Origin of the sequence: Cylindrospermum stagnale PCC 7417 (genome assembly GCF_000317535.1) — a bacterium.
GTDB lineage: Bacteria > Cyanobacteriota > Cyanobacteriia > Cyanobacteriales > Nostocaceae > Cylindrospermum > Cylindrospermum stagnale.
The window spans coordinates 5837775-5852000 of sequence record NC_019757.1 but is presented as its reverse complement, the minus strand read 5'-3'; the positions used below and the strand labels follow the sequence as shown (position 1 = coordinate 5852000).

General features: G+C 44.5%; 12 protein-coding genes, 1 tRNA gene and 1 other annotated feature. Of the genes, 10 read left to right on the top strand and 3 right to left on the bottom strand.

The window, feature by feature from the left end; translation table 11 throughout:
• The first annotated feature begins 27 nt into the window (after positions 1 to 27).
• Complete coding sequence (locus CYLST_RS24520; protein WP_015210440.1) at positions 28 to 3276, top strand: efflux RND transporter permease subunit; 3249 nt, start codon at positions 28 to 30, stop codon at positions 3274 to 3276.
• 421 nt (positions 3277 to 3697) lie between these two features.
• Here CYLST_RS24520 and CYLST_RS24515 read toward each other — a convergent pair whose 3' ends face one another.
• The gene (locus CYLST_RS24515) at positions 3698 to 4645 is read right to left on the bottom strand and encodes a glycosyltransferase family 2 protein (RefSeq protein ID WP_015210439.1); all 948 of its coding nucleotides are present in this window, start codon (positions 4643 to 4645) and stop codon (positions 3698 to 3700) included.
• On the opposite strand from CYLST_RS24515, the gene CYLST_RS24510 reads away from it, so the two are divergent.
• The 9 genes from CYLST_RS24510 to rplL all read left to right on the top strand — a co-directional run bounded on the left by CYLST_RS24510 (position 4626) and on the right by rplL (position 9874).
• Positions 4626 to 4889, top strand: a complete 264-nt coding sequence (locus CYLST_RS24510) for a hypothetical protein (RefSeq protein ID WP_041233247.1) — start codon at positions 4626 to 4628, stop codon at positions 4887 to 4889. The genes CYLST_RS24515 and CYLST_RS24510 overlap by 20 nt on opposite strands.
• A 579-nt stretch (positions 4890 to 5468) precedes the next feature.
• Complete coding sequence (gene rplS, locus CYLST_RS24505) at positions 5469 to 5831, top strand: 50S ribosomal protein L19 (protein WP_015210438.1); 363 nt, start codon at positions 5469 to 5471, stop codon at positions 5829 to 5831.
• Between the two features lie 154 nt (positions 5832 to 5985).
• Positions 5986 to 6058 (top strand) — tRNA-Trp (locus CYLST_RS24500).
• Positions 6059 to 6246: 188 nt separating this feature from the next.
• Positions 6247 to 6468, top strand: coding sequence for a preprotein translocase subunit SecE (gene secE, locus CYLST_RS24495; protein ID WP_015210436.1), 222 nt, complete (start codon positions 6247 to 6249; stop codon positions 6466 to 6468).
• Complete coding sequence (gene nusG, locus CYLST_RS24490) at positions 6468 to 7100, top strand: transcription termination/antitermination protein NusG (protein WP_015210435.1); 633 nt, start codon at positions 6468 to 6470, stop codon at positions 7098 to 7100. Before secE ends, nusG begins: the two co-directional genes overlap by 1 nt.
• A 6-nt stretch (positions 7101 to 7106) precedes the next feature.
• The gene (gene rplK, locus CYLST_RS24485) at positions 7107 to 7532 is read left to right on the top strand and encodes a 50S ribosomal protein L11 (protein WP_015210434.1); all 426 of its coding nucleotides are present in this window, start codon (positions 7107 to 7109) and stop codon (positions 7530 to 7532) included.
• Positions 7533 to 7647: 115 nt separating this feature from the next.
• Entirely contained in the window at positions 7648 to 8364 is a 717-nt protein-coding gene (gene rplA / locus CYLST_RS24480; RefSeq protein ID WP_015210433.1) for a 50S ribosomal protein L1, read from the top strand.
• 71 nt (positions 8365 to 8435) lie between these two features.
• Positions 8436 to 8602 (top strand) — a sequence feature (ribosomal protein L10 leader region).
• 225 nt (positions 8603 to 8827) lie between these two features.
• Positions 8828 to 9394, top strand: coding sequence for a 50S ribosomal protein L10 (rplJ, locus tag CYLST_RS24475; protein WP_015210432.1), 567 nt, complete (start codon positions 8828 to 8830; stop codon positions 9392 to 9394).
• Positions 9395 to 9487: 93 nt separating this feature from the next.
• Positions 9488 to 9874 (top strand): 50S ribosomal protein L7/L12, encoded by a 387-nt coding sequence (gene rplL / locus CYLST_RS24470; protein WP_015210431.1) that lies wholly within the window; start codon positions 9488 to 9490, stop codon positions 9872 to 9874.
• A 91-nt stretch (positions 9875 to 9965) separates the two neighbouring features.
• Here rplL and CYLST_RS24465 read toward each other — a convergent pair whose 3' ends face one another.
• Positions 9966 to 11885 (bottom strand): iron uptake porin, encoded by a 1920-nt coding sequence (locus CYLST_RS24465; RefSeq protein WP_015210430.1) that lies wholly within the window; start codon positions 11883 to 11885, stop codon positions 9966 to 9968.
• 370 nt (positions 11886 to 12255) lie between these two features.
• Entirely contained in the window at positions 12256 to 14103 is a 1848-nt protein-coding gene (locus CYLST_RS24460; protein ID WP_015210429.1) for a serine/threonine-protein kinase, read from the bottom strand.
• Positions 14104 to 14226: the final 123 nt, after the last annotated feature.

The following is a 14226-nucleotide window of genomic DNA, read 5'->3' as shown; positions in this document are numbered from 1 at the left end:
TACTTTTTTGAATTTTGAATTGGAAAGATGCAGCAAATAAACAACAGCAGCGGATTTAGTATCAGCGCGATCGCCATTCGCCAACACATCGGCACACTCATGCTTACCGTGGCAGTGATTGTCGTGGGAATATTTTTTCTCACAACTATCCAAGTTGATCTCCTACCATCAATTACCTATCCACGAATTGGCGTTCGCCTAGAAGCACCTGGTATTTCCCCAGAAGTAGCAGTAGATGAAATCACCAGACCCTTGGAAGAAGCTTTATCGGCTACAGAAAACGTAGTACAAGTTTTCTCCCGCACCCGCGAGGGGCAGGTAAGCCTCGATTTATACTTTCAACCAGGGGGCAATATTGATCAAGCCCTCAACGATGCTACTGCTGCTTTTAACCGAGGCAGAGGGCAACTGCCAGATACTATACAGGAGCCGCGCTTATTTAAAGTCGATCCTTCCCAGTTGCCGATTTATGAATTGGCACTAACATCTCCCTCGCTGCCAGGTAAGGATTTACGCGTCTTTGCTGATGAAGAGTTGGGGCGTGAACTCAGCGTCGTGCCCGGAGTGGCCTCAGTCGATGTATCTGGCGGTGCTGGGGAAGAAGTACGGGTGCTTGTTGACTTAAGCCGGTTACAAGCTTTGGGTGTGGGTTTAAATGATGTACTCAATGAACTAACAGCCCGTAACCAAGATACTTCTGGTGGTCGAATTCTGGGGCAGAATTCCGAGCCATTGACTCGGACTGTGGGACGCTTCCGAGATGCTAGTGAAATTGAGAACATCTCCTTGGAAGTTTCCTCCTCTTCTTCTGCTAGTAGCACTACTACCCCTACACCCCGCCGCCGTGTCTATTTGCGAGACTTTGCTGAAGTAATAGACGACACAGAAGACCAGCGTGTATTTGTCTACCTTAACCGTCAGCCTGCGGTAAAATTTTCCATCCGAAAGCAGCCAGAGGCCAACACAATTACCGTTGTAGATGCTGTGAAGCGGCGAATTGAGCAATTACGGCAATCGGGTTTAATCCCAACGGACATGACTTTGAGTCCCACTACAGATGAATCTATCTTCATCCGCAATTCTTTAAATGATGTCATCTTTTCGGGGATTTCTGGGGCATTGTTAGCAGCAGCAGCAGTGTTGTTATTTTTGGGATCATTCAGGCAAACATTGATTATCAGTTTGACCATTCCGCTGTGTACTTTGGCGGCGATCGCTTTAATGAAAATCTTTGGCTTGACTTTGAATGTGTTTAGTTTGGCAGGTCTGACATTGGGAGTCGGTCAAGCAATTGACACATCGGTTGTGATCTTGGAGAATATTTCCGAGAAAGCAGGCATGACTCCCAATCAGAGAGAGCGAGGGGTAGAGGCTTCGGGGAGAAATGCCAAATTCTTTATTGAAAGTGCGATCGCATCTTCCCAAGAAGTAGAATCTGCTTTAGTTGCTGCGACAGCTGCCAACTTAGTTTCTGTTGTGCCATTCCTCTTAATTGGCGGCTTTATCGCACTGCTATTTAATGAACTGATTCTGACAATTAGCTTCGCAGTAGCAGCCTCCCTTGTCGTCGCGATCACAATAGTGCCGATGCTGAGTTCTCGACTTTTGGGAATTCGCTGGTCTAGTCGGATCAGCGAATTTTGGCTGCTTAGACAGTTTAATCATCGGTTTGAAGATGCTACGCGGGTATACAGTAACTTCTTAACCAAAGTTTTACGTTATCGACTCATAGTAGTCACGGCTGCTTTGGTAATTTTAGGCGGCAGCAGCTTTTTGATGTTTGGTCAAATTAACCAAGAAATTTTACCCCGGATCAGCACTGGACAAGCCAACTTAAGAGCACAGTTTCCTCCCGGTACACCTTTAGCAACTTCTGAGAAAGTTATGCAAATTGTCGATGACATTTTGCTCAAACAACCAGAAACCGAGTATGCTTTCACAACTGTGGGTGGTAATTTATTTGGCAGCAATACTACAGAAAATCCTTTACGTGCCAGCAGCACTATCAATTTAAAACCAGGCACAGATGTCGAAGCCTTCGTCAAAAAAGTCACTCAAGAATTTAATAAACTCAACTTAGCAGGAATTCTGCTGCGCCTCAATCCTGGTCAGGTACGGGGTTTAATTTTGAGTAATTCCCCAGTGCAAGGGTCAGAAATTGACGTGATCCTGCAAGGAGAGAATGAAGAAAACTTAACGCAAGCAGGGGACCAAGTACTCCAGGCTTTGCAGGAAAGCGCAAAATTAGCGACATTCCGACCAGATGCCGATGCTCGGCAACCAGAAATACAAATTCGCCCCGACTGGGAACGAGTTTCGGCTCTAGGACTAACATCTCAACAAATTGGTGCCACCATTCAGACAGCAATTGAAGGTTCAGTTCCCACGCAAATTCAACGCGGCAACCGTTTAGTTGATGTGCGGGTGCAGCTAAATAAAGAAGCAATTGGGCGTCCTTCCCAGCTAGAGCAATTACCGCTATTTACAGAAAACAATCAACTAATTCGCCTTTCAGATGTTGCCCGCATTGAAGAAGGGCAAGCACCTGGTGAGGTGCAACGGATTAATCAGCGCCAAGCTTTTATTGTGGCAGGCAACCTGAGCGAGGGAGCTAGTCTTGGTGAAGCCATAGCAGAAGTTAATCAGGTACTTAAGAGCGTAGACTTACCTGATGGCGTTTCCATTGTGCCTAGTTCTGCTGAAGCAACTAATCAGCAACTTCAGGATGCTTTAAAAACTTTGGGAGCGTTAGCAACGTTCTTAATCTTTGTAGTTATGGCGGTGCAATACAATTCGCTGATTGATCCGTTGGTAATTATGTTCACCGTCCCCCTGGCCTTAGCTGGGGGACTTTTTGGACTTTACATTACCCAAACGGCAATTGGCGCCACTGTAATTGTTGGCGTGGTGCTGCTAGTGGGAATTGTCGTGAACGCGGGAATTCTCATGGTAGAACTGGCAAACCAAATTCGGGAAGAAGTTGGTTGTACTCGCCAAATTGCCATTCTCAAAGCTGCTCCTCAACGCTTGCGCCCAATTATCATGACTACAGTCACTACTATTTTGGGACTGTTTCCCTTGGCATTGGGCATTGGCGAAGGTTCTGAGTTTTTGCAGCCCTTGGGAATTGTAGTTTTCTTTGGGATGGCGATCGCGACAATGCTAACGCTATTTATCATCCCCTGTTTTTACATTCTGCTGCACGATTTACTCGATTGGCGTTGGACGAAACCAGCATTAATCAGGTTGCATAAATGGAGAAAAAGGTTTCAATAGATATTTTTACCCTGCCCCTGATGCTGTAATTAATCTTTCTTGATGAACGCGGGCAACATTCAGCCCTTTTAGGTTTTGAGTTTCCCGTACTCCAGTTCCGGATATGACACAAAATATCAACGTTAAGCTTTTTGGCGATACAGCCTCTATCTTGGACAAGCTATTTGAATAACTATTTGAGCGAGGGAAAGCGGCTTGTGAAAAATCTCAATAAAAATCAGATAATTACTTTGAATATCTACACTTCATATCCAGCTATATTTTCTTTTCTCTACATTTTTGCCAGAGGATATTTCAAGATATTTAAACCTAAAATTTACTGAATACATCTAGAGCCATTTTTCCGATTTGAATTTGAAATAAGTAAGTAGCCAAGAAATTTTATTAGGCATCGAAGCATTGTCGTCAACACTCGAAAAAATTAGGACTCAATCAACACTAATTTGCGAATGTGACAATTCTGAACCGGGGAACGACGTGATAAAGCAGCAGTCAGCAAAATTCTCCAAGCAACAGGAGAAAATACGACAGATAGCTCAAGCATCAGCAGCAAGCTCTTGATGTTTCTTTGCTTAAGTGCGACTAAATACCAATGCAGTTTTATGTATGTTTTTATATACTGGAACTCAGGCAGTTCTGAGCGGTGCTGTTGATTCACTAAAGAGTAAATCTTCTCCTTCATCAAAATATTGGTATTCAGCCGCTGAGATAAAGAAATCTTTTGATTATAAGCACCAGTCCAGACAGTGCGATAAGCGAGGCACTGATTGAGGAAGACAGCATCACCAAATTGGGAAATGCGAATCCACGAATCAATATCATCACAGTTAGCATCGAGAGAGGAATCCCAACGGCCCGAATGCATGAAAGTATCACGGCGGCAAGCTACTTGCACAGGCGTGCCAAAGGGTACAACCTCTAGGAGCATACCGTAGTGAATATCTGCTTGCGGGATATAATAAGCTAACCCAGGCCCAAGTCGTGGGGTACGACTAAGTTCGGCTTGCTTACCGTTTACCTGAGCAGCAACGCAGGAGCAAATGACAGCATTGGGATGGGCTAGTATCGCTGTTGCCATCTGTTCTAAACAGTTGGGAGCTAGGTAGTCGTCATCATCCAAAAATTTAATCCAGTCACCGCTGGCTTTTGCAACTCCAGCATTTACCGTTGCCGCATGGCCTTGGTTAACTGAGTTACGATGGTAAATAACATAATCACCCAAGCTTTTGACATAAATTTCGGTGGCATCAGATGAGCAATCATCAGCAACAACCACCTCGCAATTAATTGTCTGGTTACGAGCAGAGTCAATTGCTCTTTGCAGTAAGTTGTAGCGGTTATAAGTAGTGATGACGACGCTAAATCTCATAAAATTTATACATGATGGTACAGGTTTCTGTAATATTATTTCGGCAGAGAATTTATTTCAGAAAAATCATGATTCTTATAGACTAATTAACGCAGATGTGAATGGTAGTGCTAACATGATCCCAAAAGTATTCCTAAACGCCTTTGCTGTAGAGGCAAAGCAGCTGACTGCTGCTTTAGGGATACAAGAGCCACTGCGTTGCTTTGATTCCCAAAGTTGTAGTGAGTGGCGTGGCGTAGCGTAGTAGTTACGTCCAGCAAGGGTAACACCTTATAAAACGATTGCGTAGAGGATTGGAATGTTTTTTTTATAAAACCTGTAACTATTAACCCAAATCCCTAGTCGGGAGAGAGGAGTAGCCGCAGTCAGTAAACCGTTCGCAAGGTAGTAAAAAATCCTAGAGACGGCTTTGGGCTTGAGGGGGAATAACTTAACCTTGATACGCAAACTCCTAAACTAAAATCAACTATTTCTACCGACGGGAGGCGAGCGGTTGCCCGGTTTCCGGCTAGACTAGATGAAGACCGCTTTTTGCCGAGAGGCTGTATAAAATTATCATCAATTTTAGTTGTAAATACTCAAGTGGTGAGTCAGCGCGGTTTGAGGGGTTTCCCTCAGGAATGACTGACATGTCTCTTGCTCCTTTACAGGAGAGCTTCGGTAACAGACGATGCTTACCCGAAGCGTATTTGAAGGCTATCCCTGACGTGGCAACGAAGAATGAGACAGGAAGCACAGACTTTAGGCGTAGCCAAGTTTGAGTACTTCACATAAATGGGTTTATGATTGATGATTGTGAGTTTTTTAAGCATACAGAGAAATTATGAACGCTCAAGAGATTATCCGCTCTATTGAGGCGGAACAGCTAAAATCCAATCTGCCCGATATCTATGTGGGCGACACAGTCCGAGTAGGGGTAAAAATCAAGGAAGGTGAGAAATTTCGCGTCCAACCATACGAAGGTGTAGTAATCGCCAAGCGCAATGGCGGGATTAACGAAACTATTACAGTCCGTAAGGTTTTCCAAGGTGTGGGCGTGGAACGGGTGTTTCTGCTGCATTCTCCCCGGATTGATAGCATCAAAGTATTGCGTCGCGGTAAGGTACGGCGTGCTAAACTTTATTATCTCCGCGATCGCGTCGGCAAGGCAACCCGGATCAAGCAGCGGTTTGACCGCCCCTTGTAATTCGCTCTCTCTGACTTTGGATGAGAGAAATCTCAAACAGCAAGCGGCATCTGCCGCTAACTTGCTTTCTCGACAAAAGTAAGATATAATCGAAATTGGAATTGCGTTAAACTATAAAAAGTTCAGCGCAATGACTGAAACAAAAACAGCTTGTGCGCTCTTAGTTCAGTTGGTAGAACGCAGGTCTCCAAAACCTGATGTCGGGGGTTCAAGTCCTCCAGGGCGCGCTCAAAAGCCGAAAATACAGCCCGAAACAAGAACGCATCTGCTAGTATGGCAGTTAATGCTAATTATTTCGGGTATAATTATTTTGGTATTCGCAGCTTTTTTGCTTCTGGTGAAATGGGGTCGAAGTTCTAACCCCGGATAAAAATTAGCAGGGTATAGCTGGATAAAAAACGGGGGATAAACGACCATGACCAAAAAAAATGAAGCAGAATTGCCAAAAACCACAGAAGGGTTTAGCTTTAGTAACTTCTACCAAGGAACTAAAGAAGAACTTGAAAAGGTGGTTTGGCCCAGCCGGAAGCAGCTGGTGAGTGAGTCAGCGGCTGTGTTGTTAATGGTGACACTCTCCGCATCTTTGATATACTTGGTCGATGGATTTTTTGGGTGGGCAGCAAAACAGGTGTTCTGATGACTTCTGCAACAGACGAACCACGCAACTCGACGTTGCAGTCAGAGGAAGCGGCGGAAACAGCGTTCAAGGAAGCGCGCTGGTATGCAGTGCAAGTAGCCTCAGGCTGTGAAAAGCGCGTGAAGACGAACTTAGAGCAGCGCATCCAAACCTTTGATGTCGCTGACAAAATTATCCAGGTGGAAATTCCACACACGCCTGCGGTGAAAATCCGTAAAGATGGCAGTCGGCAGCACACAGAAGAAAAGGTTTTTCCTGGTTATGTGCTAGTGCGGATGATGTTGGATGATGATACTTGGCAGGTGGTGCGAAACACTTCTCACGTGATTAATTTTGTGGGAGCAGAACAAAAACGTGGCAGTGGTAAGGGCCGCGGTCACGTCAAGCCATTACCACTGAGTAATTCAGAAGTAGAACGCATATTCAAACAAACCAGTGAACAAGAGCCGATTGTCAAAATTGACATGGCTACTGGTGATAAGATAATCGTACTTTCGGGCCCCTTTAAGGACTTTGAAGGCGAGGTGATTGAAGTCTCTCCAGAGCGGAGTAAGCTTAAAGCCCTGCTCTCGATTTTTGGAAGAGATACACCAGTAGAATTGGAATTTAATCAGGTAGAGAAACAGAGCTAAATACAAATGGCGAAGAAAGTAGTAGCGGTCATTAAACTGGCCCTGAATGCTGGAAAAGCCAATCCAGCACCGCCAGTGGGGCCCGCGTTGGGTCAACACGGCGTTAACATCATGATGTTCTGCAAAGAGTACAACGCCAAAACAGCAGACCAAGCTGGAATGGTGATCCCCGTAGAAATTTCGGTTTTTGAAGACCGGAGTTTTACATTTGTACTCAAGACGCCACCAGCATCAGTGCTGATTCGGAAGGCAGCGAAAATTGAGCACGGATCTAATGAACCCAACAAAAAGAAAGTTGGCAACATTACCAGAGCACAATTGCGAGAAATTGCCCAAACAAAACTGCCCGATCTCAATGCCAATGACATAGATGCGGCAATGAATATCGTGGAAGGAACCGCCAAAAATATGGGCGTAACTGTTTCTGATTAGTCAAAAGTCAAGAGTCAATAGTCATTAGCAAAAAGCTAAACACTCAGCACTCAGCACTCATTACTAAAAATATCGGGGGAGAGGCAAAGCTTCGGAATTACCCCAGGAGAGAAAAATGGGAAAAAAAATATCGCGCCGCTTGCAGACGCTGCAAGAGAAAGTAGAAGACAGGGAATATACACCCCTAGAGGCTTTAGCCCTTCTGAAAGAGACGGCAACAGCCAAATTTTCCGAAGCCGCTGAAGCGCATATCAGGCTGGGAATTGACCCAAAGTATACAGACCAGCAGTTGCGGACAACGGTAGCACTGCCCAAAGGCACAGGACAAATCGTCCGGGTGGCAGTTATTGCCAGAGGTGAAAAGGTCAATGAAGCAACAATTGCTGGTGCTGATATAGCCGGTTCAGAAGAACTAATTGACGAAATTCAAAAAGGTAGGATGGACTTTGACAAGCTGATTGCCACACCGGATGTGATGCCACAGGTGGCAAAGCTTGGTAAGTTACTCGGTCCTCGTGGTTTGATGCCATCGCCTAAGGGTGGAACGGTGACATTTGACTTAGCAAGTGCGATCGCCGAATTCAAAGCTGGTAAATTAGAGTTCCGTGCCGATCGTACTGGTATTGTCCATGTTATGTTTGGTAAGGCAGCTTTTGCGCCTGAAGATTTGTTAATTAACCTCAAGGCGTTGCAAGAGACGATTGACCGTAACCGTCCTTCAGGCGCTAAAGGTCGTTATTGGCGTACATTCTACATAGCTGCCACAATGGGCCCATCGATTAGAATCGATATTAACGCCCTACGGGATTTCAAACTGACCGAAGCTGCCTAATCAGAGTTCTGAGTTTTGAGTTTTAACTAAACTCCTCACTCATTCCTACTCATTCCTCAACTCCCTAATCCAAAATTGAATAGGCAAAGCCGGAGAAAGCAGGTGCTAACAACTTAATATCCTGCCGAGGTGGATGCTTTAACTGCCTGAAGTTTTACCTAATAAGGTGTAATACTACGGCAGGAAAAGTATGACTACTAAACCCCGGCAAAAAAAGCTGGGGTTTATTATTTTGGGCTGGTCAGAACAAGACGCACAATTCGGGTTAAAAGTTTTAAACCTTGTGTTGTGTAGCCCGTAGCTTACGGGTTATCTGCCTGTGGATGGTGTCGCATTGCCGACCGTGGGAAGCAGGAAGAAAACACCAAAACTATTTAATGTCTGGTTTGTCCTGATTTATCTGGGTTTGGGTAAGTTTTTCAGAGCGGAAACAAATAATTTTGCCTCTGGAGGTGAAAGAAGCATGGGTAGAACGTTAGAAAATAAAAAAGAGATCGTAGCTGACCTCAAAGAAACTTTGAGTGAGTCAACTCTGGCACTGGTAATTAATTACCAAGGGCTAACAGTTAGCGAAATCACTGATTTACGGCGGCGGCTACGTCCGACTGGCACTGTATGCAAGGTGACTAAGAACACCCTGATGGGCATTGCCATTGAAGGTCAAGAACAATGGCAGCCGCTGTCAGAATTGCTCAAAGGTTCTTCTGCCTTTTTGCTAGTCAAAGAAGATTTCTCATCGGCAATTAAGGCTTACCAAGAATTCCAGAAAGTCACCAAGAAGACCGAACTTCGCGGCGGCGTGATGGAAGGTCGCTTGCTCCAAGAAACAGATGTTAAGGCTCTAGGAGACTTGCCATCTAAGGAACAACTCATGGCGCAAATTGCCGGAGCTATCAACGCCTTGGCTACCAAGATTGCCGTGGGTATCAACGAAGTTCCCGGTTCCTTGGCTCGCGCTTTGCAGGCTGTGGCTGAGGGTGAGAAAGGCGATAGCTCTGAAGGCGATAGTGCCGAAAGCGCTGGCGAATAAAATTCGCGGTTTATCAGTTCATAGTCCACAGTCAAAAGCAATAACTAATGACTGAAGACTAAATAATTAATCAACATTACAGGAGTTATATCCATGTCTGCTGCAACCGAACAAATTTTAGAACAACTAAAAGGCCTGACTTTGCTGGAAGCTTCTGAATTAGTTAAGCTAATCGAAGAAGCCTTCGGCGTGAGTGCTGCTGCACCCGTTGGAGTAGCAATTGCCGGACCTGGTCCTGCAACTGCTGCTGTAGAAGTTGTTGAACAAACCGAGTTTAGCGTAATTCTAGAGTCAGTACCTGCTGATAAGAAGATTGCCGTGCTGAAGATTGTCCGGGAATTGACCGGTCTGGGTCTGAAAGAAGCGAAAGACTTGGTGGAAGCTGCACCCAAGGCTGTTAAAGAAGCTGTTGCTAAGGATGCTGCTGAAGACGCTAAGAAGCGGATCGAAGAAGCTGGTGGTAAGGTAACTATCAAATAGTCTAAATTTCATTACCAGTTTTTAATTAAGGAGCCTAAATTAGGCTCCTTTTTTAGGTCAACGCAGAAGCCCACTCCCCACTCCCAACCTCTTAAAATGTAAAAGTACTCCGAAGTACACCTACAGTCGTAGTCTCATTGTTGCTGTTACCTTCTGGGTTAAAGAGAATAAACGCACCAGGAGTGATGCTGATATTATCGCTAACTTTAACGCGGTAATAGGCTTCTAAATGGTAAGGAGTGGCCCGATTGTCACCTGTGGGGGTAAGTTGAGCAGAACCACTGGCATCAGTACGGTAAAGCGGCTGACCAAAAATAATCCCGGCATTGTTCCCTGACTTGAATAAATCTTTGAAGTGAACTCCCACCATCCAACTTGTAAAGGCGGTGGAAGCATTCACGTTATTAGAAGCAGCGTCAACAAATAGTGCTGCACCGTAGCCAGATAAGGCTATCTTGGGAGATAATCGCCATGTTACGGTACTTCCAAAGGAGTTGAGTGTGACTGGTGTTCCATCTGCAACCCCTGCTAAAGCACCGATATCACTACTAATTAATCCTGTACCCAAAATATTGATTTCGTGATAGCTGTGGGCATAGTTTAAACCAATATCCAAATCACTACTCGGCTTGAAGGTTAACTGTGTGGCAATAACACTACTACCACTAAATAAACCTGCTCCTAAAGGTGTAGTAGAAACTCCTGGTAGTGCCTCACTAGCAGATTTTTGGGGTAAATTGGCATTTACACTGCCGTATAAAGCTCTTAAATCCAAATTTGGCGAAATGTTAAAAATAAATCCCGCCGCCGATGCTAAACCAGTACCAGAAGTTCCACCAGAAACCCTTACCACAGGATTCAAGCCGGCAAAACGAGAAATTGACTCTTGTCCTTCACCAGAAAAAGGCGTAATTGCTGGGAACGCATCTGATGTTTCCGCCGCAGTTCCTGCAAACAAGGTTAATTTATTAGCGACGGGAAAGATATACAGCAATTTGTAGAGCTGAACATTGTTTGCGCCAACACTCGACAAAGTATTGACATTTACTCCCGGAAATTGCGGCTCAAAACTGGTACGAGCGCTACTTGCACTTAAAATTGGCGAAGCTAATCCTAAACTTTCTTGCACGCTACCCTGTCCATCGGCTCCACCCAAAAAGTTATAAGCTTGCAATCCAGTAATTAATAAATCTTTACCAGTAAAGCTAGTGGTAAGATTTAACCGCACTCTATTTACTAGAATGATATTAGGGTCGCTCTTATTAGGAGCGCCGCCAGTAGCACCAACACCAGCTATAATTACCTCACCATTGAGTTTGGTCGTAGTAGAAAACTGATTTGCTTCTAGTTTCGCTGTGCGAGCTTCTACAGCATCTACTCGACCCCGCAATGTTGCCAATTCCGCCGCAAATTGTTCTTGTAGTTTCTGCAACGTGGCTAAATCTTCTCTCTTGACCAAATCAGTAGTTGCAGTCGCAATAAGTTCGTTGATTCGGTCTAAACAAGCATTTAAGCCAGCAGCAAATTCATAGCGAGTCATCGCCCGATTACCGCGATAGGTTTGATTGGGATAACCTGCGATACAACCATAGCGTTCAACTAAAGATTGCAGTGCCTGAAAAGCCCAATCAGTCGGCTGTACATCAGACAATTGGGATACGGATGTTACTTGTGCAAGACTGTCTGAGGGTGGAGAGAAACTTGCTGGCTGTGGTAAGATTGGCTGCCAAGAATCAACAGTAGAATCTGCTGCTAAATCTTGACTTTTTTGCTGTTGATTGACTGAGGATAGTGTTTTTTGACTCTCATTAGCTATCAGCAATTCACTGGAGATATTATTTGCTAAATTGCTTTGATGAGAATCATTTTTTTTATAGCTGCCACCATCTTGATTAACAGCTATATTTTTATCTGCACTTTCTAAATTAGGGAGAGCTTGCACGGGTGATAACCCGGAAATTAAGCATAACCATGCCATCCCATTAGCAGAAGCCAGTAGATACTTTGCCATGACTACTCTGAATATTTATAAATTAGGGGAAAAATAATTATGATTTCAAATGCAATTGATAAGTAAATTTAAAGTATTTTCTGCAAGATAATCTTGTTAACTTTAAATTTTGGATATCAGAATTTTTTTCGGAATTGACTTACCAGTACATAAGCTCATATTGCCTGTATTAAATTATAGTAAATATTCTGTAAAGACTTAATAACAGATCACATTGGTAATTCCTATGATTACTATTGACAAAATAATAATTACATGAATTTGATTTTGTGATAAGGAATATAGAATTATCCGTGACAGGTTAAAGAAATTGTACATTTGTCAAGAGGGTGCAGCAAAAAGCTCTTTATCTTAACCTCTCACGGATGACCTAACACTGTTTAGCATCTGCTGGATTCACAAATTCATGTAAGTCTGCATCCCAAATACTGATGTAAATAAAATCACAGTTCTGCCGGACAATCTGACCCTTGACTGCACCTTGAGTAAACTGAAAATTATCTGACTGACGCTCTTGTATTTGTTGGAGTCCCTGCTTAATTTCCTCCGTAGCTTGCCCATTTAACATTCCATTCAAGGTTGTTTGCATTACTTGAGGGTCTACCGATTGGGCAAAAGCTGCCTCTGTTTGACGCAGCGCTCCAGAATTACGATCAAATAAGTAGCCAAGGTCAATTTGGTTTGGGACTAACTTATAGGTGACAGCACGGGTATTGCCCCACAAGCCTCTTAAATCTTTACTTTTTCCAAGTGCTGCTTCTACGCTGCTTCTTGATGTGCCGGTCGGAAATGCGGGTACACTTTGCCCGGTGGTAGAAGCAGTTGTGTTATTGCGAGACTCCTTGTTTTTCTTTGGTTTCTTTTTCTTTGCTTCTGAATCAGCCTGCAATGTGGAATCTACAGGGGTCTGATTTTCTACTTCTGGTTGTGGTGTTGCTGCGACTGAGGGCGCGGGAGTATCGTTTGTTTCCGGCTCGTCTGCTGGCTGGGGTATGAATACTTTTGGGGGATTAGTAGTTGGTAAAGATGTAGAAGTAATTTGCTGCTGTGGTGGTGAGATAGGTACAACTGGGGCCGGGGAAGGTTGGGAAGAAATAGGGGGATTATTAGGGGAAACAGTGGGAGTTGGAGATTCTTTTGCGGGGGTGAGATTGTTAGCAATGGGCGCTTCCGGCTGTGGCTGGCGGGTGATGTTAGAAAGGATGACCCCACCAATCAAGCTACCCAAGACCAAACTGCCAATAATCACGGGGGGCTTTTGCCAGAGTTCTAGAGTGCTAGAACCGCCGATAACGGGATTTTTTGGCTGTGATGATAATGGCTGGGTTAATGCGGCAGCATGGGGACTGAGGCTGATTGTGGCCGCTGCGGTAGACGATTGTGAGGGAAGATTACTAGCAGACTGCAAGGCATAGAGCATTTTACTTGCAGTACTATAGCGATCGCTAGTATGGGGTTTAATTGCCTGATTTAGTACCATCGCTAACTGGGGAGAAACTCTAGGCGCGTGATTTTGCCAAAGTATTTCGCCAGTTTGCGGGTTAGCTTCTAACTCTTGGGGATGTTTGCCAGTCAGCAAATATATCGCCGTTAAGCCTAAGCTGTAGATATCTGTGCCGTAAACTGGGCGACCAATAGCTTGTTCACTAGGCATATACCCAGGCGTACCAATCACCAAAGATTGTGTGGGGTGTCCTGAGGAATTCACCACAGAACGGATAGTTTCTTTGACTGCACCGAAATCAATTAAAACAGGTTTGTGATCAAGGGAGCGAAGGATGATGTTATCTGGCTTAATATCCCGGTGAATGATGCCTTTGCTGTGGACATAATCAAGGACTGACAGCAAACTCAAGAGAATATCTCGAACGGCTGTTTCAGTTTCATATCCTTTGGATTGGACTATATCAGTTAGGGTTTGACCAAGAATCCATTCTTGGACGAGATAAAACTGCCCATTCTCAGCAAAGTAGGCGTATAGTTCAGGAATTTGGTCACTACTTTTGCCCAAATACTCTAAGGTTGCTGCTTCCCGTTCAAACCGCTGTTGAATCATTTGGTAGGTTTGCGGGTCATTGGTTATCGGTTTGAGTTGCTTGATAACGCAGCGTCGGCGAGAAGGCATATGGGTATCTTCTGCCAGAAAGGTTTCACCAAACCCACCAGCACCAAGCACCTGGATAACTTGATAGCGATTATTCAACAGCGTTATTTTCATGTTCAGTTATGAGCGTAGACACCCAGTGGCTTGTCGTCAGACATCGCCCTTTCCAAATGTACATTAGATATTCAGACGACTGTACCAAAGGAATGTATCCCGCTTCTATGGGATCAACAGAGA